The 23,607-nt window shown below is 69.0% G+C and carries 21 protein-coding genes; 12 read left to right on the forward strand and 9 right to left on the reverse strand.

Going from position 1 to position 23,607, the window contains the following annotated elements; all coding sequences use genetic code 11:
• Positions 1–26: 26 nt before the first annotated feature.
• Both FBQ73_RS10515 and FBQ73_RS10520 read left to right on the forward strand, forming a co-directional pair.
• Entirely contained in the window at positions 27–1,634 is a 1,608-nt protein-coding gene (locus FBQ73_RS10515) for an FAD-dependent oxidoreductase (protein ID WP_138399424.1), read from the forward strand.
• Entirely contained in the window at positions 1,631–1,957 is a 327-nt protein-coding gene (locus FBQ73_RS10520; RefSeq protein WP_138399425.1) for a 4Fe-4S dicluster domain-containing protein, read from the forward strand. Before FBQ73_RS10515 ends, FBQ73_RS10520 begins: the two co-directional genes overlap by 4 nt.
• 260 nt (positions 1,958–2,217) lie before the next feature.
• Here the strand turns inward: FBQ73_RS10520 and FBQ73_RS10525 are convergent, their stop codons facing one another.
• Positions 2,218–5,466: a multicopper oxidase domain-containing protein gene (locus FBQ73_RS10525; protein ID WP_138399426.1), complete on the reverse strand. Its 3,249-nt coding sequence runs from the start codon at positions 5,464–5,466 to the stop codon at positions 2,218–2,220.
• A 165-nt stretch (positions 5,467–5,631) separates the two neighbouring features.
• Between FBQ73_RS10525 and trxC the strand changes: the two genes are divergently transcribed.
• Together trxC and FBQ73_RS10535 are read left to right on the forward strand one after the other, a co-directional pair.
• On the forward strand, positions 5,632–6,135 hold the full coding sequence (trxC, locus tag FBQ73_RS10530; protein ID WP_138399427.1) for a thioredoxin TrxC: 504 nt from the start codon (positions 5,632–5,634) through the stop codon (positions 6,133–6,135).
• Between the two features lie 190 nt (positions 6,136–6,325).
• On the forward strand, positions 6,326–7,351 hold the full coding sequence (locus tag FBQ73_RS10535) for a GGDEF domain-containing protein (RefSeq protein WP_138399428.1): 1,026 nt from the start codon (positions 6,326–6,328) through the stop codon (positions 7,349–7,351).
• 212 nt (positions 7,352–7,563) lie between these two features.
• On the opposite strand, the gene FBQ73_RS10540 is transcribed toward FBQ73_RS10535, so the two are convergent.
• The gene (locus FBQ73_RS10540; RefSeq protein WP_138399429.1) at positions 7,564–8,046 is read right to left on the reverse strand and encodes a MarR family winged helix-turn-helix transcriptional regulator; all 483 of its coding nucleotides are present in this window, start codon (positions 8,044–8,046) and stop codon (positions 7,564–7,566) included.
• Positions 8,047–8,118: 72 nt separating this feature from the next.
• Here FBQ73_RS10540 and hmgA point away from each other — a divergent pair, with 72 nt between their 5' ends.
• From hmgA to maiA, 3 genes are all read left to right on the forward strand, one after another.
• Positions 8,119–9,486 (forward strand): homogentisate 1,2-dioxygenase, encoded by a 1,368-nt coding sequence (gene hmgA / locus FBQ73_RS10545; RefSeq protein WP_138399430.1) that lies wholly within the window; start codon positions 8,119–8,121, stop codon positions 9,484–9,486.
• 101 nt (positions 9,487–9,587) lie between these two features.
• Positions 9,588–10,904 (forward strand): fumarylacetoacetase, encoded by a 1,317-nt coding sequence (gene fahA / locus FBQ73_RS10550; protein WP_138399431.1) that lies wholly within the window; start codon positions 9,588–9,590, stop codon positions 10,902–10,904.
• Between the two features lie 5 nt (positions 10,905–10,909).
• The gene (gene maiA / locus FBQ73_RS10555) at positions 10,910–11,545 is read left to right on the forward strand and encodes a maleylacetoacetate isomerase (protein WP_138399687.1); all 636 of its coding nucleotides are present in this window, start codon (positions 10,910–10,912) and stop codon (positions 11,543–11,545) included.
• A gap of 43 nt (positions 11,546–11,588) precedes the next feature.
• On the opposite strand, the gene FBQ73_RS10560 is transcribed toward maiA, so the two are convergent.
• The 4 genes from FBQ73_RS10560 to FBQ73_RS10575 all read right to left on the reverse strand — a co-directional run bounded on the left by FBQ73_RS10560 (position 11,589) and on the right by FBQ73_RS10575 (position 16,108).
• On the reverse strand, positions 11,589–13,376 hold the full coding sequence (locus FBQ73_RS10560; RefSeq protein WP_138399432.1) for a monovalent cation:proton antiporter-2 (CPA2) family protein: 1,788 nt from the start codon (positions 13,374–13,376) through the stop codon (positions 11,589–11,591).
• Between the two features lie 172 nt (positions 13,377–13,548).
• On the reverse strand, positions 13,549–13,779 hold the full coding sequence (locus FBQ73_RS10565) for a DUF2783 domain-containing protein (RefSeq protein ID WP_138399433.1): 231 nt from the start codon (positions 13,777–13,779) through the stop codon (positions 13,549–13,551).
• Positions 13,780–13,856: 77 nt separating this feature from the next.
• A complete protein-coding gene (locus FBQ73_RS10570; RefSeq protein WP_170218858.1) occupies positions 13,857–15,461 on the reverse strand; it encodes an FAD-dependent oxidoreductase in 1,605 nt (534 codons plus the stop codon).
• 107 nt (positions 15,462–15,568) lie between these two features.
• Complete coding sequence (locus FBQ73_RS10575; protein ID WP_138399435.1) at positions 15,569–16,108, reverse strand: VOC family protein; 540 nt, start codon at positions 16,106–16,108, stop codon at positions 15,569–15,571.
• Positions 16,109–16,316: 208 nt separating this feature from the next.
• Between FBQ73_RS10575 and FBQ73_RS10580 the strand changes: the two genes are divergently transcribed.
• Positions 16,317–16,781, forward strand: a complete 465-nt coding sequence (locus FBQ73_RS10580; protein WP_138399436.1) for a MarR family winged helix-turn-helix transcriptional regulator — start codon at positions 16,317–16,319, stop codon at positions 16,779–16,781.
• Between the two features lie 21 nt (positions 16,782–16,802).
• On the opposite strand, the gene FBQ73_RS10585 is transcribed toward FBQ73_RS10580, so the two are convergent.
• Positions 16,803–17,270, reverse strand: coding sequence for a MarR family winged helix-turn-helix transcriptional regulator (locus FBQ73_RS10585; protein WP_170218837.1), 468 nt, complete (start codon positions 17,268–17,270; stop codon positions 16,803–16,805).
• Between the two features lie 203 nt (positions 17,271–17,473).
• Here FBQ73_RS10585 and FBQ73_RS10590 point away from each other — a divergent pair, with 203 nt between their 5' ends.
• The 4 genes from FBQ73_RS10590 (at position 17,474) to FBQ73_RS10605 (ending at position 21,722) form a co-directional block, all read left to right on the forward strand.
• On the forward strand, positions 17,474–18,448 hold the full coding sequence (locus FBQ73_RS10590; protein ID WP_138399437.1) for an MBL fold metallo-hydrolase: 975 nt from the start codon (positions 17,474–17,476) through the stop codon (positions 18,446–18,448).
• Between the two features lie 107 nt (positions 18,449–18,555).
• Positions 18,556–19,815 carry an ABC transporter substrate-binding protein gene (locus FBQ73_RS10595; RefSeq protein ID WP_138399689.1) on the forward strand — a complete coding sequence of 420 codons (1,260 nt, stop codon included), beginning with the start codon at positions 18,556–18,558 and terminating at the stop codon, positions 19,813–19,815.
• A 155-nt stretch (positions 19,816–19,970) separates the two neighbouring features.
• The gene (locus tag FBQ73_RS10600; RefSeq protein ID WP_138399438.1) at positions 19,971–20,369 is read left to right on the forward strand and encodes a MarR family winged helix-turn-helix transcriptional regulator; all 399 of its coding nucleotides are present in this window, start codon (positions 19,971–19,973) and stop codon (positions 20,367–20,369) included.
• 45 nt (positions 20,370–20,414) lie between these two features.
• On the forward strand, positions 20,415–21,722 hold the full coding sequence (locus tag FBQ73_RS10605) for an MFS transporter (protein ID WP_138399439.1): 1,308 nt from the start codon (positions 20,415–20,417) through the stop codon (positions 21,720–21,722).
• 15 nt (positions 21,723–21,737) lie between these two features.
• Here FBQ73_RS10605 and FBQ73_RS10610 read toward each other — a convergent pair whose 3' ends face one another.
• Together FBQ73_RS10610 and FBQ73_RS10615 are read right to left on the reverse strand one after the other, a co-directional pair.
• The gene (locus FBQ73_RS10610; RefSeq protein WP_138399440.1) at positions 21,738–22,691 is read right to left on the reverse strand and encodes a GlxA family transcriptional regulator; all 954 of its coding nucleotides are present in this window, start codon (positions 22,689–22,691) and stop codon (positions 21,738–21,740) included.
• Positions 22,692–22,752: 61 nt separating this feature from the next.
• Positions 22,753–23,553 carry an SDR family NAD(P)-dependent oxidoreductase gene (locus FBQ73_RS10615; protein WP_138399441.1) on the reverse strand — a complete coding sequence of 267 codons (801 nt, stop codon included), beginning with the start codon at positions 23,551–23,553 and terminating at the stop codon, positions 22,753–22,755.
• Positions 23,554–23,607 lie beyond the last annotated feature (54 nt).

Here is a 23,607-nt window from a genome sequence, read left to right on the forward strand (position 1 = left end):
CCCCTCTTTGCCAAGCGAGTTGCGGCATGGGCTCAGCCTCTTCCCCGTCGTCGGAAAGCCATCTGGATTGCGATGTCCTCGTGCTCGGCGGCGGGCCGGCGGGCACCTGGGCGGCCCTTGAAGCGGCGAAATCCGGCGCCCGCGTCATCCTTGCGGACAAGGGCTTCTGCGGCACGTCCGGGGCGACCGCGCCCTCCGGCACTTCGGTCTGGTACGTGCCGCCCGACCCGGAACGCCGGCACGCCGCCATCGTCAGCCGCGAGGCGCTGGGCGGCCATCTCGCCGACCGGGCGTGGTCGGCACGGGTGCTGGATGCCACATATGACGGCCTCAACCATCTGGGCGAGCGCGGCTATCCCTTCCCGCTGGACGAGGCCGGTGCGCCCATCCGGGTGTCCCTCCAGGGGCCGGAATACATGCGCCTCATGCGCAAGCTGGTGAAGGGAGCGGGCGTGCGCATCCTCGATCACAGCCCGGCGCTGGAGCTTCTGGTGGATGGCGGCGGCGCGGTGGCCGGGGCGCGGGGCATCCGCCGCCAGCAGGGCGATGCCTGGCGCGTACATGCCGGCGCGGTGGTGATCGCCACCGGCGGCTGCGCCTTCCTCTCCCGCGCGCTGGGCTGCACCGCCCTCACCGGCGACGGCCATCTCATGGCGGCGGAAGCGGGGGCGGACTTCTCGGGCATGGAATTCTCCAATGCCTATGCCATCGCCGCAGCCTTTTCCTCGGTCACCAAGACGCTGTTCTACAAGTGGGCCACCTTTACCGATGCGGGCGGCGACGAAATTCCCGGCGCCGCCTCCAACGGCGGGCGCTCGGTGATCGCGCGGCACCTTCAGACCGGGCCGGTGTTCGCCCGGCTCGACCGCGCCGATGATGCCATGCGGCAGAGCATGCGCTCGGCCCAGCCGAATTTCTTCCTGCCCTTCGATCGCATGGGCATCGATCCCTTCACCCAGCGTTTCCCGGTCACCCTGCATCTGGAGGGCACGGTGCGCGGCACCGGCGGATTGCGGATCGTGGACGAGACCTGCGCCACCGGCGTGCCCGGCCTTTATGCCGCCGGGGACGCCGCGACGCGCGAACTGATCTGCGGTGGCTTCACCGGCGGCGGCAGCCACAATGCCGCCTGGGCCATCTCCTCCGGCCGCTGGGCCGGTCGGGCGGCCGCAGACCATGGCCGCCGCGCGCACACAGGCGCAGCGCGGCAGGGCGCCGGCACCGTGGGGCTGCGGGATGCCGGCGCCCGCCCCTTCGACCCCGCGGAGGCGGCCCGCACCGTGCTCGCCGAGGTCCACCCCTTCGAGCGCAATTATTTCCGCACCGAGGCCGGGCTCGGCGCTGCCCTCGACCGGCTGGACCGGCAGTGGGAGGGCCTGCGCGCCGCCGCTGCCGCCGACCGCGACGGCGTGCTGCGCACCCGCGAGGCGGCGGCCATGACGGCGGTGGCCCGCTGGATGTACCGAAGCGCCCTCGCCCGCACCGAAAGCCGGGGCATGCACCGCCGCATGGAGCATGCGGGAGCGGACCCGGCCCAGCGGCATTACCTCACATCGGGCGGGCTCGACGCGGTGTTCGTCTCCCGCCGGCCGGCACCGGCGCTGGCGACCAATGGCGCGGAGATCGCCGCATGATCGAGATCGTCAGCCCGTCCCGCTGCACCGCCTGCAACATCTGCGTCAGCGCCTGCCCCACCAACGTGTTCGACAAGACGCCCGGCGCCCCGCCGGTGATCGCGAGGCCGGACGACTGCCAGACCTGCTTCATGTGCGAGCTGTATTGCCCGGAGGACGCGCTCTACGTGTCGCCGAAAGCCGGCGGCTGGCAGGGCATCAGCGAGGACGATCTGGTGGCGGCCGGCACGCTCGGCAGCTACCGCGCTGCCATCGGCTGGACCGCCGGAACGGCCGAGCTGCGCCGCGTGGACACCATGCATCGCGTGCTCAAGGGGGGCTGAAGCGGTGCGTTCGGCGAAGTGCCTGACTTGCTCGCCCGATGGCGAGGCGAGCGCTGCCTTTGCTCCCTGCCTGCGTGCGGGGTGAGTGCCGCCGTGCCCCCTCTCCCGCTCGCGGGGGAGGGTTGGGGAGGGGGCTAGCCTCCGCCAAAAGGGACCGGCTGGCGTGGGTGAAAGCCACCCTTGCCCCCACCCTGCCCTCCCCCGCAAGCGGGAGAGGGTTCCCATCGCACCCAGTCGCAGCTTCAGCCTTTCGCCACGCCTCAATCCCCACCCAGCGTGATGCGGCCCATGCTCGCCACCTCGGCCTCACCCACCCGGCGGGCTTCCAGCTGTTTCGCCGACGGGCCCGGCCGCACCATGTGGAAGCGGACCACCTTGGCCGGGCGTCCGCCGTCCGCCGGCGCGCTGACGAGGAGGTCCGCGCCTTCGGTGGTGCTTGTGGTGGCGACGCTCAGGCCGCGCCCTGCGGCCCCGAACGGCTGGAGCGAGGCCATCTCGCCAAAGGTGACGGCGGGATGCGCGGCGGCGCTGTGGAGATACATGACCGGCCCGCCATCCAGCGCCGAGCCGCTGGAAAACACCTTCACTGTCCCGCCGTCGAGCTGGCCCACCACGATCCGCTCGGCGCCGCCGAGCACCCCGGCCAGCCAGCCGGTGGCGAGCGAAACCCCGCCCTTGTAGTCGTCGCCGAAGGGCGAAAACTCGGCGGTGGTCACCGGCTCGAACCGGTCCACATTGCCCCGGCAGATATCGCCGAAGGGCGCGAGGGCGGCGGGGATCGGCGTCGCCGGCGCGGGAGGCGACAGGGCCACCGGCGTCCCGACGCCGATGGGCGACAACAGCGGGAAGGCGAACACCTTCACCCGCGCCGGCGCGCCGGGACCGGGCGCGGTCACGATGCTCTGCCGGCCGGTGGCGAAATCCACGAAGCCGGTGCCGAGGGTGACGCCGGAGCGGTCCTCGCCATAGGGGCTGAAGGAGGAGAACAGCGCCGGCGCCCAGCCCAGCGGCAGCAGGGTGGAGCGGAACACCTTCACTTCGCTGCGCACACCCGGCCCCGAGCCGGCGATGATATTGTCCGCCGCAGTGCCGTCGATCTGGGCCACAGCGACGCTGACGCCGCCCGTGGCACCCGCATCGAACGCCCGGAACCGCGCCAGTTCCCTGGTGAAGGGCGCCGCACCCTGCCCTGCCCCACCCTGCCCTGCCGTACCCTTGCCCGCCGCGCCGGCGAAGACGGCTACCTCCGGCGCGCGGCCGGCGCCCGCGCCCACCACGAGGTCGTAGACGCCGTCGCCATCCACGTCGCCCATGGCGACGCTTACCGTGCCCTCGAAGCCGGGGAAGGGCGTCACGGTCGCGACCAGGCGATCACCATTGTTGTCGAACACGCGGACGCTGGCCGCCCGCCCCGGCCCGCCGGGAATGGCGACCGCGTAGGTGGAGACGGCGGGAATGATGTTCACCAGCGCCATCAAGCCGTTGTCCTCATGGTTGAGGCGGTGGCAGTGCATGACGAACAGGCCGGCATAGTCCAGGAAGCGGGTGCGGATGGAGAGGGTGCCGGGCTGGATCACGCTCTCCTCCGGGCCGAGGTTCGGCGCCGGCACGTTGACGTTGTCGAGGCCCTGCATCAGCGGGCCGAGGGTCAAATCCACGGTGGGGTCGGACATGGCGACGAGCTGGAAGTCGTTCACATGCACATGGATGGGATGCTCGTCGTTGTTGACGTTGCTGAAGGCCCACTCCTCCACCGAGCCGAGGCGCGGCTGGATCAGCGGGACATTGGGGAAGGCCCCGCTGTCGAAAGCGTAGATGAAGGTCTTCGGGTCATCCGTGCTGGCGAGGTCATTAAGGAAGCCGCCATTGATGAGGATGCGGCGGGTGAGGTCCGGCGTCAGCCTGGAGAGGTCGTCGAACGGCGCGCCGGCCTTCAGAGGCTCGCCCTCCCGGAATGGCGTCGTGGTGCCCTTCGTAGCGTCCTTGCCCCCGTCCGGCACCGCCCGCGCCAGCACCTGGGTGGGGAAGAAAAAGAAGCCGTCGAAATAGCTCACCGCCGCGGGCGCCACGCTGAGGGTGCCGAGCACGGCCGGCGGGTTCTCGGTGCCGTTGGCGGTGTAGAGGATGCCCGGCGCATTCTGCGTCCGCGCGCCACCGCCCAGCGGCGGCATCTCCAGCACCAGGTCGCCGGTCTCCGGCATGGTCACGGCGATGGCGAACCGCGACGCCGGCGGGATGAGGAGGCGCGTCCCGTCCTCGTCGGTCGGATAGCGCACCGCCGGGCTCGGATTGCCGTCCTGCCCCACGATGGCGATCTTCGGGTGGCGACCCGTCGCTGTCTCGGTGAGGCGCAGGTTCATATAGGCGATGTCACTGATGTTGGAGAGCACCCAGATCTCGGTCTGCCCCGCCTTGGAGCGCAGCGTCGGCTGGAACTGCCCGTTCACGGTGAACTGCACGTCGCGCAGGTGGTCGGGCCGGGCCGGATCGGCGGGCACGTTGCCGGCGCTGCCGGCGGCGGCGGTGAAGCTTTGCAGATTGTTCGGGATGAACTGGAAGCGCCCGCGCATGTTGTTGATGGACAACGGACCGGCGTACCACACGGTGGCGAACTGCGTGCCGGGCTTGGCCTTGGTGAAGTTCACCGGCGCCAACACCGGGCGATAGGTGCCGGCGGCGAGCGCGCCGGGGGCCGGCGGCTCCAGCGTGCTGACGAATTGCGGCCAGTTGGCATTGTTGAACTGCGGCGCAGGCCCCTGCCGATCGAACACGAAATTATATTGCAGCGCCATGTTGCGGATGGGGATGGCCTGCCGCGTCACCACCGGCAAATTGCCGTCCGCCCGCCCGATGGTGAGCAGGCCCGCAAGGCCGAAATAGACATGGGCGGCGGTGAGCGTGTGCAGGTGCGGGTGATACCAGTAGGCGCCCTGCGGATGGTCGGCGGGAATGCGGTAGACATAGGTGTTCGCGGTGCCCGCCGGCATGTGCAGCAACACATTGTCCGAATTGCCCCTGGGACTCACGTGCAGGCCGTGGGTGTGCAGGTTGATGGGCGATTCCGCAAGCGGCGCGGGATGGAGCGGCACGGCGGCGCCCCGCGCGGCATAGTTCGGGTCGTAGAAATCGCGGACGGTAAGGTCCTTGAGGCCATTCTCCAGATGGATGATCAAGGTCTCACCCGGGGCCACCTGCAAGGTGGGGGCGGGATAGACATCGCTGGCAGCGGCAACGCCGTCGGAGGCCGTGCCCTGCACTAGGGTGTAGCCGAACAGCAGCGCGTTCTTCACCGGGGCGGCTGAGGTGTCGAGCCGGGCGGCGCCCTGATGGGCGGTAAGCCGCACCTCGAGCACGCCATCCTTGCTGGCGAGGGTCACCGGCTCGGCGAAGGCGGGAGAAGCGCGGGCCTGCGCCGGCGTTTGCGCCTGTGCTGGGGCGGCAGCGCCAATCCCGCAGAGGGCGAGGAGAAGCCAGCGCAGATGCCGGCATGTGCCGTTGACCGTTCCCATGAGCTTTCCCCGCCGGATTGGTATTTTGTGCGACCATAGCAGCACGCGCGACCGCCTGTGCAATGAACCGCCATGCCATCACCGGCGATGCGGATCCATCCGCGCGGTCCCGTTCTTGCACCACGCACGGCAGGGATCTCACCCGAGACAATCCGAGCCTGAACCATGACACAGTCCACGCCCCGCCCCGGCCGCACCATCGCCTGCCCCACCTGCGACGCCCTCACCGCCCTTTCCTCCGGCGAGGATGCCCAGGCCGCGCGCTGCACCGCCTGCGGGGGACAGCTCTTCACCGGCCGCCCCATGGCGCTGACCGCTGCGCGCTTCGATGCCCACACCGGACAGAGCGACGTGCCGCTGGTGATCGACTTCTGGGCCGACTGGTGCGGGCCATGCAAAACCATGGCTCCGGTGTTCGAGGCGCTGGCAGCCGAGTTCGAGCCCCATATCCGCTTCGCCAAGGTGGACACCGACGCCGAGCGGGAGCTGGCCAGCTATTTCCGCATCAGCTCCATCCCCACCCTCAGCTTCATCCATGATCACCGCGAGGTCGCCCGCGTGGCCGGCGCCATGTTCGCCGGCGACCTGCGCCGCTGGCTTTATGACGCCCTGTCCCAAACCCAGGAGAAGGAAAAGGCCGCGCCCGACGCGGAACAGCGAACATCCTGAAGGCTACGGAAGACGGGATCAGCCCATCCATCGCGAAGAGGTGCGGCTGCCGCCATATGAGCACATGTGACGCAACGTGACCCCAACCAGCGGGGCCGCGAGGGCTGGCGCGCGGCTGCTCCCATTTGCCACCCTTGTGTTTCCGGCGGTGACATAGCCAATATCGGCGCGGCTCCGCCCGAGTTGCACCATGGTTGAACCCGACATCGTTTTCTCCCGAATCTTGGAATTCATGCAGGGTGGGGCGCTCGCCCTCGACCGCCGGGGCCACGTGCGAGCCTTCAATCCGGCGGCGGAACGCATGCTCGGCCTGTCGCTGGAACGTGCCGGTGAGCACCCGTTCGCAACCGTGCTGTTCGACGATCCGGCCAATGACGATTTCGCGCAGGCTTTGCTGGACGCCGTCTACGACGCCGACAGCCGCCACGACCGCGACATCGAATATCACCGCGACGGCCAGCGCGTCTGGCTCAACATGATCACCTCGACCCTGTGGTCGCATCCCACCCAGGACGGCCCGGCGCGCAAGGTGGGGGTGGTGGCGCTGTTCATCGACATCACCGAGCGCAAGATGGCCACCGCCGAGCTGCGGCGCGCCAACGAAGAGCTGGAGCGGCGGGTGCAGGAGCGCACGCAGCAGCTCGCCGAGGCCAATCTGAGGCTCCAGCGCGAGATTGCCGAGCGCGTGCGGGCGCAGGAGCAGATCGCCCACCTTGCCGAGCACGACGTGCTCACCGCGCTGCCGAACCGCCGGCGCTTCGAGCGGTGCCTCGCCGACGCCGTCGAAGGCGGGCAAGGGTTCGCCGTCCTCTATCTCGATCTCGACGGCTTCAAGGCCATCAACGACACCCACGGCCACGACACCGGCGACGGACTGTTGCAGAACGTGGCCCGCCGGCTGAAGAGCTGCCTGCGCGCGGGCGATACGCTGGCGCGGCTGGGGGGCGACGAGTTCGCGGTCATCCTGGGATCGATCTGCACGCCCGAGGAGGTGGAGCCGGTGGTGGAGCGCATCATCGCCCATGTGGGGTCGCCGTATGGCGCCGATGGCGACCTCAACCTGAAGATCAGCGTCAGCGTCGGCGTCGCGCTCCACCCGGAGGCGGGTCGCACCCCGCGCGCGCTGCTCCAGGCCGCGGACCGGGCTATGTACGAGGCCAAGCGCAGCGGGCGGAGGCCGGTCCGCCCCCCGGCCCCCGACAGCAAGGAGGTCTAGGACACGGGTCCGCGCCCTTGCCGCTCGTGGATGCGCCTCGGGACGAGGCGCAATCAGACGCCGCGCGGGCTGGTCATGGCTGGGGCCGACGCTCAGACGCCGCGCGGGCTGGTCCATGGCTGGGGCCGACGCTCAGACGCCGCGCGGGCTGGTCCATGGCTGGGGCCGACGCTCAGACGCCGCGCGGGCTGGTCCATGCCCGCAAGCCCAACTCATGGGCCATTGGATCCGTCCAGCGGCCGCGTGCCATCCAATCCCAGCACCTGTTCCAGCCGGTCCAGCGCATGGCGCACCGCCTGGGTGTCGTCCGGCCCCAGGGCCGCGCACAGGCGGGCCTCGAAGGCGCTCATGTCGGGCACGATGGCGCGATAGGTGGTGATACCCAACGGGGTAAGGCTCAGGAATTCCTCGCGGCGGTCCGCCGGGTTTTCCGCCCGCGACAGCCAGCGCCGCTCCTCCAGCCCCTGCACCGCCCGGCTCACCTTGGTCTTGTGAAGGCGCGCATGCCGGCCCACCTCCCGCGCCGTGCTGCGGGGCAATTGGGCCAGCGTCGCCAGCACCCGCCATTCGGGAATGGTGAGGCCGAACTTGCGGCCATAGACCTCCCGCAACTGCTCCGACAGGACGGCGGCCACGCGGTTGAGCCGGTAGGGAAGGAAGCGTTCGAGGTCGAGGGTGCTGTCGAGCGTGCTCATGGCTTGTTAGTTACATTTTCAACTGTCATGGTCGCAACCAAATTTTGGAGGTCGCAAATTTTGGAGGTCGCCATGAACAGTCTGCCCCAACCCCGCCTTCAGGGCACGCCGCTGCGCCAGAGCGCGCTCGTGCCCGGCTACATGTCCGGCTTCGGCAATTCGTTCGAGACCGAGGCGCTGGAAGGCACCTTGCCCATCGGCCGCAACTCGCCGCAGAAGATCAACTACGGGCTTTATGCCGAGCAGCTTTCCGGCTCGCCCTTCACCGCGCCGCAGGCGGTGAACGAGCGCTCCTGGCTCTACCGCATCCGCCCCACGGTGAAGCATTCGGGGCGCTACCGCCGCGTGGACAAGGGCCTGATGCGCACCGCCCCCATGGCCCGCGACGAGAGCGAGCTGACGCTCGGCCAATACCGCTGGAGCGCGCTCCCGCTGCCGCAGGACAAGCGCACCTTCCTCTCAGGCCTTGCCACCCTGACCACGGCGGGGGACGCCGACGGCCAGAGCGGCATGGCGGCCCACATGGCCTTCGTCACGGCCTCCATGGAGAACGAGTACTTCTTCAACGCGGACGGCGAATTGCTGGTGGTTGCCCAGCAGGGCGCCTTGCGGTTCCGCACCGAGTTCGGCGTCATCGACATCGCGCCCGGCGAGATCTGCCTGATCCCGCGCGGCGTCATCTTCAAGGTGGAGCTGATCGACGGGCCGGCCCGCGCCTATGTCTGCGAGAATTACGGCGCCACCTTCACCCTGCCGGACCGCGGCCCCATCGGCGCCAACTGCCTTGCCAACCCGCGCGACTTCCTCACCCCCGTGGCCGCCTATGAGGACAGGGAGGTGCCCTCGCAGCTGTTCGTGAAGTGGGGCGGCGAATTGTTCGTCACCGACATCGGCCAGTCGCCCCTCGACGTGGTGGCCTGGCACGGCAATTACGCGCCCTACAAATATGACCTGCGCACCTTCTCGCCTGTCGGCGCGCTGATGTTCGACCATCCGGACCCGTCCATATTCACCGTGCTCACCTCGCCCTCGGGCACGCCGGGCACGGCGAACATCGACTTCGTCATCTTCCCCGAGCGATGGATGGTGGCGGAGAATACGTTCCGGCCGCCGTGGTATCACCGCAACATCATGTCCGAATTCATGGGGCTCATCTTCGGCGTCTACGACGCCAAGCCCGAGGGGTTCGAGCCCGGCGGCTTCTCCCTGCACAACCTCATGCTGCCCCACGGCCCGGACGAGCAGGCCTTCGAGCACGCCTCCACCGGCGAGCTGAAGCCGGTGAAGCTGGAGAATACGCTGGCCTTCATGTTCGAGACCCGCGTGGCCCAGCGCGTCACCGCCTATGCCACCGGCGTGCCGCAGCTCCAGGCCGATTATGTGGACTGCTGGGCTGGCCTGAAGAAGCGCTTCGACCCCACCCGCAAGGATGCGTGGTGAGGCTGGCCCTCCCCGTCTGACTTTGCGTCCGCGCCGGCGCTGCATGCCGGCGCCGGCCTTCCTCCTTGCTCGCTCCTTGCTCCCTTGCCCGGACCTCTCCCATGATCGACGCAACCCACGATCCCGCCCGCACCAGCTGGGTGGCCTCAGCCAACGGCCATTCCGATTTCCCCATCCAGAACCTGCCCTTCGGCATCTTCAGCCCGCCCGGCGGGCAGCCCCGCGGGGGCGTCGCCATCGGCGATGACATCCTTGATCTCGCCGTGGCGCTGGAGCTGGGCCTGTTCGAGGGGACCGCCAAGGCAGCGGCGCAGGCGGCGGCGGGGTCGACCCTCAACGCCTTCTTCGCCCTCGGGACGGCGCCGCGCGCCGCGCTGCGTGCACGCCTCGTCCAGCTGCTGGACGCCCATGGCGCGGAGCGCTCCGACGTGGAGCCCCACGCCGCCCGGCTGCTGCATCGGGCGGCGGACTGCACGCTGCACCTGCCCGCCGCCATCGCCGACTACACGGATTTCTACGCCGGCATCTCCCACGCCACCAATGTGGGCAAGCTGTTCCGGCCCGATAACCCGCTGCTGCCCAACTACAAATACGTGCCCATCGGCTATCACGGGCGGGCCTCCTCCATCCGGCCCTCGGGCTTCGACGTGCGTCGGCCCAACGGCCAGCGCAAGCGGGCCGACGAGGCGGAGCCGACCTTCGGCCCCTCCCGCAATCTCGACTACGAGCTGGAGCTGGGCATCTTCGTCGGGCCGGGCAACACCCTCGGCGAGCCAATCTCCATCCACGCCGCCGGCGACCGCATTGCCGGCTTCTGCCTGCTCAACGACTGGTCTGCCCGCGACATCCAGGGCTGGGAATACCAGCCGCTCGGCCCGTTCCTCGCCAAGAACTTCATCACCACCGTGTCGCCCTGGGTGGTGACGCCGGAGGCGCTGGCCCCCTTCCGCATCCCCCAGCCGGCGCGGCCGCTGGGCGATCCCGCCCCCCTGTCCTATCTGCTCGACGCCGCCGACCAGGCGCAAGGCGCCCTCGACATCACCCTGGACGTGCTCATCGAGACGCCGGGGCTGAAGGCGAAGGGCCTGCCGCCCCATCGCCTGTCCCGCGGCTCCTCAAGTGACCTCTACTGGACCTTCGCCCAGTTGGTGGCGCACCACACCTCGGGCGGCTGCAATCTTGCGCCCGGCGACCTGCTCGGCACCGGCACCATCTCCGGCCCCACGCCGGACAGCTACGGCAGCCTTTTGGAACTGTCCCAGGGCGGCAAGGCGCCCCTCACCCTCGCCTCGGGCGAAGAGCGGCGCTTTCTGGAGGATGGCGACACGGTGATCCTCACCGGGCGCGCCACGCGCGAGGGCTTCGTCTCCATAGGCTTCGGCGCCTGCCGCGGCACCATCCTGCCGGCGCTCGGGTGAGCGCTGTGCGGCTCTACACTTACTGGCGCTCCACCTCGGCCTACCGGGTGCGCATCGCCCTCGCCCTGAAAGGCATCGCTGTGGAACAGCTGCCGGTGCATCTGGTGCGAGGCGGCGGCGAGCAGCACGCCGCCGCCTATGCCGCCCTCAACCCGCAGCAGCGCCTGCCCACCCTGGTGCTGGACGACGGCACCGTGCTCACCCAGTCCCCGGCCATCCTCGAATATCTGGAGGAGGCCTATCCGGCCCCGCCCCTGCTGCCGGCCTCGGCGGTGGCGCGGGCGAAGGTGCGCGCGGTGGCGGCGCTCATCGGCTGCGACATCCACCCCCTCAACAATGTGTCGCCACTCACCATGCTGCGGCGGGAGATGCAGCAGGACGAGGCCGCCGTCTCCGCCTGGATCGCCCGCTGGATCACGGATGGATTTGCCGCCGTGGAGCAGCTGATCGGCGCCGAGGGCTATTGCTTCGGCCATGAGCCCGGCCTTGCCGACCTCTATCTGATCCCGCAGATCTATTCCGCCCGCCGCTTCAACGTTCCGCTGGCGGCCTTTCCCCGCATCCTGCGGGTGGAGGCGCTGGCGGCGACCCATCCCGCCTTCATGGCCGCCCACCCGGCCCGGCAGGCGGATGCCGAGTGACGCCACCGACCCCGGCCCATGACCGACGCCGGGCGGGTTTCGCTCAGGATGCCTTCTGGGAACCCGCCTGTCCCTTCACGGGCGCATTGCCGTGGATGAGGTCGCGGGCGGCATGGATGCCGTCGGTGAGCTCGATGGCGAAGCGCTCCGCGTCGCGCCGGCGCACACTGTCCACCACGCGGGCCACCTCCTCGTCGTCCACATCGAGCAGGGACAGGCCCTTGGCGCCCAGCGCCAGCGCCGATTCCAGCGTCTCCCGGATCTGGAAGTCGACGCCGGCGCGCACCAACTCGATGGCGTGCCCGCGATCGAACGCCCGGGCGATCACCGGGACGAGGGGAAATTCGGCCTTCACGAGTTCGGCGATCTTCAGGCTGGCCTCGCGGTCGTTCACCGTGATGACGATGAGCCGGGCCTCGGCTGCCCCAGCCGCGTGCAGGATATCGAGGCGCGTGCCATCGCCGTAATGCACCTTGAAGCCGAAGTCCCGCGCGTCGCGGATGCCGTCGGTGTTGGTCTCGATGATGGTGATGGAGCAACTGCGGGCCAGGAGCGGCTGGCTCACGATCTGGCCGAAGCGGCCGAAGCCGATGAGCAGCACGCTGGCGGACAGGTTTTCCGGCGCCTCCATGCCCTCCAGGGAGGGGGCGGGCTTGGGCATCAGGCGATCGTGGGCGATGACGAGGAGCGGCGTCGCCGCCATGGAGACGATGATGGTGGCGGTGAGGATGGCGTTGCCGGTGATGTCGAGGATGCCGACAGCCGTCGCCGCCGCATAAAGCACGAAGGCGAATTCGCCGCCCTGCGCCATCAGCACGGCGCGTTCCAGCGCCTCGCGGTTGCTGGCGCGGAACAGCCGCGCCACGGCGTAGATGCCCATGGTCTTCAGCACCATGTAGGCGACCACGGACACCGCCACGAGGCGCCAGTTGGCGGCGATCACCGTCAGGTCGAGCGCCATGCCCACGCCGAGGAAGAACAGCCCCAGCAGCACGCCTCGGAACGGCTCCACGTCCGCCTCCAGTTGGTGGCGGAAGGAGGATTCCGACAGCAGAACGCCGGCGAGGAAGGCGCCCATGGCCATGGAGAGGCCGGCGGCCTGCATCAGCAGAGCCGCCCCCAACACCACCAGCAGCGCGGCGGCGGTCATCACCTCGCGGGCCCGCGCCTTGCCCAGCAGGCGGAACATGGGGTCGAGCGCATAGCGCCCGGCCACCACCAGCGCCGCGATGGCGCCAAGGCCGATGCCCACGCTGGCGAGGCGCTGTTGCAGCGTCACGTCCGCTCCGCCCGGCGCCAGAAAGGCGACGAGGGCCAGGAGCGGCACGATGGCGAGGTCCTCCAGCAGCAGGATCGCCATGATGCGGCGCCCCTTGGGCAGGGCGAGGGCGCGGCGTTCCTCCAGCATCTGCATGACGATGGCGGTGGAGGTGAGCACGAAGCCGGTGCCCGCCACGAAGCTCTGCGCCGGCGGAAAACCAAGTGCGAGGCCCACGCAGATGAGCAGCGCGATGCACACCCCCACCTGCACCAGGCCGAGGCCGAAGATCTCCCCCCGCATGGCCCACAGGCGCGAGGGCTGCATCTCCAGCCCGATGATGAACAGGAACATGACCACGCCCAGCTCGGCCACGTGGAGGATGGATTGGGGATCGGAAAACAGACCGAGCCCGAACGGGCCGATGACGAGGCCGGCGGCCAGATAGCCGAGCACCGAGCCGAGGCCCAGCCGCTTGAACAGCGGCACCGCCACCACGGCCGCAGCCAGCAGGACGACCACGGGAAGGATATCGAAGCCGTGCGCGGCGGCGTGGGCGGTCTCGGCGGCCATGCGGTGTCCCTGACGTTGCGTTGCCCGGCAGAATGGCAGGCCGCAGCGCAAAAAGCGAAAGGGTCGCTGGCGCCGGCGCGGGAAAAATCTGACGCAGCGGGCGCGCCGGCTGACGCGGCGCATCCTCGACGACCGCGCCACCCACCCGGCTGAAAGGGCGCCGCCCGCCGCCCTACTTCACCGCCCCGCCCGCCGCCTTCAGGGCCTGGGTGAGCACCGCGCGGTCCCCGACATGGTTGGCGAGCAAAAGGATGAGCTTGCAGTTCATGAGCTGGGCCGCCTCGTCGGTGAGCAGGCGCTGGCTCTCGATCAGCTCCTCGTAGAAGCCGTCCGGGTCCGGGATGTTGGGGGAGCGGATAAGGGCGTCGTGCCGGTGCGCGTCCGCGGGCAGGATGTGAAGCATGGTGTTGCCTCCTTCAAGGCGCTGTTGAGCGAGTTGGGCCCGGGCACGTGCCGTGCACCGGGGCGAACCGAACCGGTCTAGGCGGCGATGGCGCGCGTGATGGCGCCCTGGATCTTGTCGGGGTCGAAGCTGCGCCAGCGGGCCGCCACATGCTGGTCCGGGCGGATGAGATAGGTGGTGCCGTCCGCGCCGTCATAGCGCTCGGCGAGGCGACCCTTGGCGTCCGCCGCATCGATGCCGATGCGCAGCACCGGGGCGGCGATGCCCCCCGCCCGCACCTCGCCCAGCGGCGCCTCGCCGAAGGTGACCACGGTGAAGCCGCCGCCCAGCAGGCCGAGGAACCAGCCGTCCTTCCCATCCACCCGCACCGGCGCATCGGCGCAGGCGGTGCCCGGCGCCATGAGGCCGGCGAAGGCGTCCTCGTCCGGGGTGTTGAGGGACGAGGCGAGATAGGGCGTGGGGGTGGAGAGCCGGCCGGAATTCACCAGCGGCCGGGCGAAGGGATGCTCCTGCGCCAGCTCCAGCACGGCATTGCGGAAGCGCCGGCTCATGGCGCTCTTCGGCGTGATGAAATCGGTGGAGCGGGTGGAGTTGGCGATGTTGTCGTCGGCGGCGAGCGCCCGCTCGTCATGGTAGGTGTCCACGAGGGTTTCGGGGGCAAGGCCATCCAGCACCAGCTTGAGCTTCCAGCCCAGATTGTCCACGTCCTGCACCCCGGAATTGGCGCCGCGCGCGCCGAAGGGCGAGACCTGGTGGGCGGCATCCCCGGCGAAGATCACCCGGCCGTGGCGGAAGCGGTCGATGCGTCGACACGCGAACTGGTAGACCGAGGCCCATTCCAGCTCGAACTGCGCATCCGGCCCCAGCATGGCCTTCACCCGCGGAATAATGTTCTCCGGCTTCTTCTCCTCGACGGGGTCGGCGTCCCAGCCGAGCTGGAAGTCGATGCGCCACACATCGTCCGCCTGCCGGTGCAGCAGCACCGACTGGTTGCGATGGAACGGCGGATCGAACCAGAACCAGCGCTCGGTGGGGAAGTGCGCCTTCATCACCACGTCGGCGATGAGGAAGCGGTCCTGGAAGGCCTGTCCGGTGAATTCGGCGCCCACCATCTTGCGGGTGTCGGAATTGGCGCCGTCGCAGGCCACCACCCATTGCGCCTCCAGCGAGAACACGCCGTCCGGCGTCTCCACCACCAGGGTGGCGAAATCCTCATGCTGCTGGAGGGAGAGCAGCTTGTGCTTCCAGCGCAGGTCCACCAGCGGCTGGCGGGCGCATTCCTCCACCATGAACTCCTCCAGATAGTATTGCTGAAGATTGATCATGGCCGGCATCTTGTGGTCCGGCTCGGGGAGAAGATCAAACTGGTAGCGCAGGTCATCTTCGAAGAAGACCTTGCCGATGCGCCAGCTGATGCCCCGCTCCACCATGCGCTCGCCGCAACCGAGGCGATCCCAGATCTCCAGCGGGCGCTTGGCATAGCACACCGCGCGCGAGCCGACGGAGACGGTGTCGTTGTCGTCCAGCACCACGGTGGGAATGCCGCGCGCGGCGAAATCCAGCGCTGCGGTGAGGCCCACCGGGCCGGCGCCGATCACCACCACCGGATGGCGCACGAGGCGGCCGGCTTCCTGCTCGGACGAGATGCGATAGGGGTATTTGGGATAGGTATAGGTGCTCATCATCGGAGCGTTTCTCCCGAAGCGCGGCGGGCCATTCGGCCTCGTGACGACTGGTGACGATTGGTGATGGCGCGCCCGGTGGCGTCCGGGCGCGAGGGGGCCTCCCCTCAGCTGGCGGAGAATTCCTTCTCGTGCAGCCAGGCGGCGTGGCGGGGGGGCTTCTTGGTCACCGCCCATTCCTCGATCATGGCGGGGGCCACCGCCTTCAGGCGAGCCAGCGTCTGCGGCGTGGTGGTCCAGGCGGCAAGCTCCAGCCGGTGGCCCGACGGATCGAAGAAATAGATGGACTTGAAGATGTCGTGGTCGGTGGGGCCGATGACGTCCACGCCTGCCGCCTCAGCTTTCGCCTTCACGGTCTCCAGCGCGGCCACGTCTCCCACCTGGAAGGCAATGTGCTGCACCCATTCGGGGGTGTTGGGATCGCGGCCCTGGGGCGGGGAATTGGGCAGCTCGAAGAAGGCGAGGATGTTGCCTGCGCCGGCATCGAGGAAGATGTGCATGTAGGGGTCCGGCGCCTTGGTGGAGGGCACCTTGTCCTCGGCGATGGCGCCGATCAGCTCCATGTCGAGGATGTCGCGGTAGAACTCCACGGTCTCCTTGGCGTCCCTGCAGCGGTAGGCGACGTGATGAATCTTCTCGACGAGCATGGCGTCCTCCGGCTTTTGATTGGGCTGTGTGGGCCGGGATTAAAAGTAACTAACGTTACTAATTGGCGCAAGCGAAATTCGTTGCGAGCGAGACGATTTTGCGTCTGGAATTCTAAAATAAGGAAAAGCGGAGCGGCGCTGGAGCCGGATCGCCCGGCCATGTATATGTAACCTGCGTTATCAAATTGGGGCTGGAGGCGGGACAGGCATGGCGAAGCACGAGGTGGTCCCGTTCGCGCTCGCGGATTTCTTCCCCTACCGTCTCGCGGTGCTGGCGGAGAACGTCTCGCAGGCGGTGGCGCAGCTTTATGGCGACCGCTTCCAGATCACCCGGGCCGAATGGCGCGTGCTGGCGGCGCTGGGGGCCAACAACGGCATGGCGGCGAAGGACATCAGCGCCTACTCCACCCTCGACAAGATGCAGGTGAGCCGCGCCGTGGCGCGCCTGGAGGAGGCAGGCCTTGTCACCCGCGCCACCGACGACGCCGACCGCCGGGCGAAGATCCTCACCCTGACCGCCTCCGGCCGCGCCCTGTTCCAGAAGATCGTGCCGCTGGCGCAGGCGCGGGAAGACTACCTGCTGGAAGACCTCGACCCGCAGGAGCGCGCGGTGCTGGACAAGGCCATGGCCAAGGTGCTGGCCCGCGCCCAGGGCCTCATCGAGCGCGGGTGAACCCGTGCCGCATCAAGGCTTTCAATCCCCGCACTGCACCAGGTCGAAGCTTTTCTCCAGCTTGTCCATCAGGTGATCGAGCTGGGCGCGCTCCTCGGTGCTGAGGCAGGAGAGAATGGCCTCCTCGCGCTTCAGCAGCAGCGGCACCAGCTCGGCATAGACCGCCCGCCCCTTGGGGGTAAGCTCCAGCATCACCTCGCGACGATCGTCCATTGCCTCGGCCCGCGCCACGTAACCGAGGGTCACCAGCGAGCCCACCGCCCGGCTGATGCGGGATTTGTGGGTGCGGGTGCAGCGGACCACATATTGGGCGCTGCGGGGCGCGTCGTGCAGGCCCAGCGTCGCCAGCACCCGCCATTCGGGAATATCGATGCCGAAGCGGGCCATGTATTCCATGGCGAGCGCATTGGAGAATTCCGCCGCCAGCCGGTTGAGCCGAAACGGCATGAATTTCAACAGGTTCAGTCGCTCGACCTTCCGCTTCGACATGGCGCGCCCGGCTCCCGCCCCTCCACACACGACCGCACGGCGGCCTTGACTGTTGCAGTTGCAACTGTATAACTTGGTCTCAATCGCAACCAATTGCGGTATATCAAACTGTCGAAGAACAAGGAAGCGCGCATCGGACGAGCGGCGGCCATTGCCGCCGGAAGCCGGCAATCCTGCGTCGCGCCCCAACGGAGGAAAACCGCGTGAGCACCGCGACCGCACCAGCCGCCAAGACATTCGCAAGCCAGGCCGATCTCGCCGAGAAGACGGAAACCTTCACCGAGCTTGCGGACGGCGTGTTCGCCCTCACTGCGGAAGGCGATCCCAATTCCGGCGTCATCATCGGTGATGACAGCGTGCTGGTCATCGACGCCCGTGCCACCCCGGTCATGGCGCGCGAGCTGGTGGAGCGCATCCGCGCCGTCACCGACAAGCCCATCCGCCACGTGCTGCTCACCCACTATCATGCGGTGCGGGTGCTGGGCGCGGCCGGCTTCGACGAGCGCGTCAACGTCATCGCCTCCGATGTCACCCGCGACATGATCGTCGAGCGCGGTGCGCAGGACATGGCCTCCGAGATCCAGCGCTTCCCGCGCCTGTTCCGGGCCCAGGAGACCATTCCCGGCCTCACCTGGCCCAGCCTCACCTTCCACGGGGAAATGACGCTCTGGCTCGGCTCCCGCGAGGTCCGCATCATCCATGCCGGGCGCGGGCACACCCGCGGCGACACCATCGCGTGGCTGCCCAAGGAGAAGGTGCTGTTTTCCGGTGACCTGGTGGAGTTCGGCGCCACGCCCTATTGCGGCGATGCCCATTTCCGCGACTGGCCCGCAACCCTCGACCGGCTGGAAACCCTCGGCGCCGAGAAGCTGGTGCCGGGCCGCGGCGAGGCGCTTGTCACCCCCGACCAGATCAAGGCCGGGCTGGACGAGACCCGCGCCTTCCTGCGCGATGCCTTCGCCATCGCCGAGGCGGGCGTTGCCGCCGGGCACGACCTGAAGACCGTCTATGCCGAGGCGCTGCGGCAGATGCGGCCCAAGTATGGGCACTGGGTTATCTTCGACCATTGCATGCCGTTCGACATCTCCCGCGCCTATGACGAGGCCAAGGGCATCGACACCCCGCGCATCTGGACCGCCGAGCGCGACATGGAGATGTGGCACGCCCTGGAGGGGTGAAACCAAAGCCGCCGACGCCAATCGGCGGCCCGCACCTGGGATCGACTGAAAAAACAGAACCGGCGCGCCACGCAGGAACGACGGCGCGCGCCCATGGGAGGAACATGATGAATCGCCTGACTGCCCCGCACACCCCACGCGCCGCGCTGCCCGCCTTCGCCCCTTCCCTCGCCCTCGCGCTCACCCTCACGGCCGCCACGGCCCTGCTGCCCGCGCCTGCGCACGCCCAGATCTCCGACAATGTGGTGCGCATCGGTGTGCTCGGCGACATGGGCGGGCAGTTCGCCGATATCGGCGGCAAGGGTTCGGTGGTGGCGGCGCAGCTCGCCGTGGACGATTTCGGCGGCAAGGTCGCCGGCGCGCCTGTGGAGGTGATCGCCGGCGATCACCAGAACAAGCCGGACGTGGGCGGCGCCACCCTGCGCAAATGGTTCGACGAGGGCGGCGTGGACGCGGTGGCCGACCTGCCGGTCAGCTCGGTGGCCCTCGCCGCGCAGGAAATCGCGCGGGAGAAGAAGAAGACCCTGCTCATCTCCGGCGCGGCCGTGTCCGACCTCACCGGCAAGGCCTGCTCGCCCTATTCCACCCACTGGGCGGACGACACCTATGCGCTGGCCAACGCCACCGGCCGCGCGGTGACGGCGGGCGGCGGCAAGAGCTGGTTCTTCCTCACCGTGGACTATTCCTTCGGCCACGCCATGGAGCGCGACGCCTCGGCGGCGGTGGTGGCCACCGGCGGCAAGGTGGTGGGCAATGCGCGCCATCCGCTGGGGGCGGCGGACCTGTCGTCCTTCCTGCTGCAGGCCCAGGCCTCCAAGGCGCAGGTGATCGGCCTTGCCAATGTGGGCGGCGACACCAGCAATGCGGTGAAGCAGGCGGCGGAATTCGGCATCACCTCCGGCGGGCAGAAGCTAGCGGGCTTCCTCGTCTTCATCACCGATGTGCACGCCATCGGCCTGCCGCTGGCCAAGGGGCTGCTCATCTCCACCGGCTTTTACTGGGACCAGAACGCCGAGGCGCGGGCCTTCGCCAAGCGCTTCGAGGCCAAGATGGGCCGCATGCCCACCAAGCAGCAGGCCTCGGTCTATGCCTCGGTGAAGCACTATCTGAAGGCAGTCGCCGCCACCGGCACCGATGATGCCGCCAAGGTGAATGCCGAGATGCGCAGTCTGCCGGTGGACTATTTCGGCCACGCCGCCTCCATCCGTCCCGATGGCCGCGTTCTCTACGACCTCACCCTCTATGAGGTGAAGAGCCCGGCGGAGAGCAAGGGACCGTGGGACTATTACAAGCCGGTCACCACCCTGCCCGCCTCCGAGGTGTTCCGCCCCGCCGGCGAGACCGGGTGTCCGCTGGGCAAATCCTGATCGGCAGGTCCTGAAGCCCCGTCACAGGCCGGAGTGGAAGACACAGCGCCGAAGCATGCTCCGGCGCTGTTGCATGTCCGGCCTCGGCTGCTCCCTAACCCCAGCGATTCGATGAAGCATGGACAAGGGTGCAATAAACGGGTATATGCATACACATGACATCGCCCTGCTACTGCACCCTGTTGCGCACCGCCACCCGGAAGGTCGCCGCCGCCTATGACGCGGCGCTGGCGCCGGTGGGCATCAACATCGCGCAATATGCGTTGCTGCGGATGATCCAGAACCGCCAGCAGGTGAGCCTCACCGAGCTTGGCCGCCTCGCCGATCTCGACCGTTCCACCATTGGCCGAAACGTCAAGGTGCTGGAGCGCGACGGCCTGGTGAAGACCGCGCGCGGCGAGGACCAGCGCGAAGCCGTGGTCAGCCTCTCTCCGGGCGGGATCGAGGCGCTGGCGGCGGCAACGCCCCTGTGGGAAGCCTGCCAGCGCCAGATCGAGAAGCGCCTGGGCACGGACAAGATCGAGGCCCTGCGCGCCATTGCGCACGCCGTGTGATTTTTGCGGACTTAAACGGGTATATACCCTCGTACTGGACATCCCATGAACGCACCGACTGATTTCTCCACCCGCGCGCCCAGGCTTGCCGCCCTCCTTGCCCGCAGGGGCATCCACTATGGCTGGGCGGTGGCTGCGGTGACCTTCCTCACCATGCTGGTGACCGCCGGCGCGGTGGGGGCGCCGGGCGTGCTCATCGGGCCGCTGCAGGCGGAATTCGGCTGGGCCACCGCCGACATCTCCTCCGCCTTCGCGGTGCGGCTCATGCTGTTCGGGCTGCTCGGCCCGTTCGCCGCCGCCTTCATGAACCGCTTCGGCATCCGCCCGGTGGCGACCGTGGCGCTGACGCTGATTGGCGCCGGCGTGGTCGGCTCCTTCGCCATGACCAAGCTGTGGCACCTCGTGCTGCTGTGGGGCGTGGTGGTGGGGGTCGGCACCGGGCTCACCGCCATGGTGCTGGGCGCCACGGTCGCGACGCGCTGGTTCTCCCAACGCCGCGGTCTGGTGCTGGGTCTTTTGACGGCGAGTACGGCCACCGGCCAATTGGTGTTCCTGCCGCTCCTCGCCCGCCTGACCGAGGTGCTGGGCTGGCGCAGCGCCCTCGGCCTGGTGCTGGCGATGCTGCTGGTGGCGGTGGTGTGCGTGCTGCTGTTCATGCGCGACCGGCCCTCCGATGTGGGCCTGCTGCCCTATGGCGCCAGCGCGCCACCCCCGGTGCCGGTGCTGCCGGCGACGTTTGGCGCCATGCTGGCCTCGCCCTTGGTGGCGCTGAGGGATGCGGCCCGCACGCCCACCTTCTGGGTGCTGTTTGCCACCTTCTTCATCTGCGGCGCCTCCACCAACGGGCTGGTGCAGACCCATTTCGTGTCCCTGTGCGGCGACTACGGCATGGCGGCGGTGACGGCGGCGGGCATGCTGGCCATGATCGGCATCTTCGATTTCATCGGCACGGTGGGCTCGGGCTGGCTGTCCGACCGCTTCGACAGCCGCTGGCTGCTGTTCTGGTATTATGGGCTGCGCGGCCTGTCGCTGCTCTATTTGCCTTTCACCGATTTCAGCTTCTATGGACTTTCGCTGTTCGCGGTCTTCTACGGCCTCGACTGGGTGGCGACGGTGCCGCCGACGGTGAAGCTCACCGCCGACCGCTTCGGCGAGCGCGCCAACCTCGTCTTCGGCTGGATCTTCGCCGGCCATCAGCTCGGCGCGGCGGCGGCGGCCTATGGCGCCGGCTTCAGCCGGACCTTCTACCAGACCTATTTGCCGGCCTTCTTCGTGGCCGGCGTGCTCTGCATCCTCGCGGCGGCGGCCATCGTCGCGGTGCGCGAGCGGCGGCCCGCCACGGGCACTGCGTAGATGGCCGCGTGAGGCTCAGTTGAGGCCGGCTCCGCGCATGGCCTCGGCGGCGCGGCGGATCACCTGCGGCGGCTGCCCGAAAGCGCGCACGAAGGCCCGCCGCATGCGCTCGCGATCGGCGAAGCCGGTTTCGCGGGCCACCTCGTCCATGGAGCGGTGGCCCTCCTCCATCAGCATCCGCGCCGTCTCCAGCCGCAGGTGCTCCACCGCCTTGGCCGGCGACTGGCCGGTCTCCTCGCGGAACAGGCGGCTGAACTGGCGCGGGCTGAGGCTGGCAGTCTCGGCCAGCTCCTCCACCGAGAGCGGATGGGTGAGGTGCTCCTTGGCATAGACCAGCGCGCGGCGGATGCGGTCCGATTTCGGCTCCAGCTCCAGCAGAGTGGAGAACTGGGACTGGCCGCCGGGCCGGCGCAGATAGACCACCATGTTGCGCGCGGTGGCCTTCGCCACCTCCTGCCCGAAATCGTCCTCCACCAGCGCGAGGGCAAGGTCGATGCCCGCGCTCATGCCCGCCGAGGTCCACACATTGCCATCGGCGCTGAAGATGCGGTCAACCTCCACCCGCACGCGCGGATAAAGCGACTGCAAGTGGCGCGCATGGGCCCAGTGGGTGGTGGCCCTTCGGCCGTCGAGCAGCCCGGTTTCCGCCAGCACATAGGCTCCGGTGCAGATGCCGGCGATGCGCCGGGAGGAAGCGCCGGCGGCGCGCAGATAGTCCAGCAGCGCGGGCGAGGAGGGCTTCACCACCAGCGAGCCGATGGTGATGGTGGTGTCATGGATCGTTGCCCCGAACGGCGCCGTCTCGATGGCGAAGCCGAGGGAGTTGCGCACCGGCCCGCCCCCCTCGGAGAGCACGTGCACCTCATAGGCCGGCCGCCCCAGGACGCCATTGGCCATCTCGAACACCGAGAGGGCGGCAACGCCCATGATCTGGAAGCCGTCGAACACCACGAAGCCGATACCCGGCATCTCGACCTCACCGGTGTTGGGGAGAAAGCTGCCGCCGGCCCGTCCGGCGGCAGCTCAGGGATCAGGCGGCCGCAGCCGCAGTATAGCGCGGGGCGACCTTGGCGCTGGACAAGTGGGGCAGCATGGCCTGGCGGGCCGCCTCATAAGCATCCCATTGCGCCCCGTCCTGAAGCGAGGGGATGGTGATGAACTCGCCCTTGTCGAGCCCGGCCAGCGCCGCGTCCACCAGATCCGCCGCCGACATCACCCAGGCCTGCGGCAGCTGGTCGACGGGCAGGCCGGCGGCATCCCAGAAGGCGGTGGCGGTGGCGCCCGGCAGCACCACCTGCACGCCGACGCCGGTGCCGGCGAGTTCCTTCCGCAGCGACTGGCTGAAGCCGAGCACGAAGGCCTTGGTGCCCCCATAGACCCCGTTCAGCACCTCCGGCCCGATGGCGACGATGGACGAGATGTTGATGAGGGTGCCGGCCCCGCGTGCCACGAAACGCGGCGCCACCGCATAGGTCAGGCGCATGACGGCGGTGACGTTGATGGCCACCATCTCCTCCATGCGGTCCACGTCGGACTGGAGCAGCGTCCCGGCCCCGCCGAAGCCCGCATTGTTGACGAGGACGCTGATGGTGTCGTCGTCCCGCAGCAGCGCCTCCACCTGGCGCAGTTGCGCCGCATCGGTCAAATCGGCGTTGAAGACGCGGACGGCGACGCCATGGCGCTCGCCGATGCGCTCCGCCTGCCGGGCCAGCCGCTCGGCGTTGCGGGCGACGAGGATCACGTCGTGGCCGCGCGCGGCGAGCCGCTCCGCATAGATGGCGCCGATGCCGGAAGACGCACCGGTGATGACGGCAGTGCCCTTGGTGCTCATGTGCCTGTTCCCCTCTGTCCGGCCCCGTCGCCGGCTCTGATGGGAGAACCATAG

This window comes from Xanthobacter autotrophicus (assembly GCF_005871085.1).
Lineage (GTDB): Bacteria > Pseudomonadota > Alphaproteobacteria > Rhizobiales > Xanthobacteraceae > Xanthobacter > Xanthobacter autotrophicus.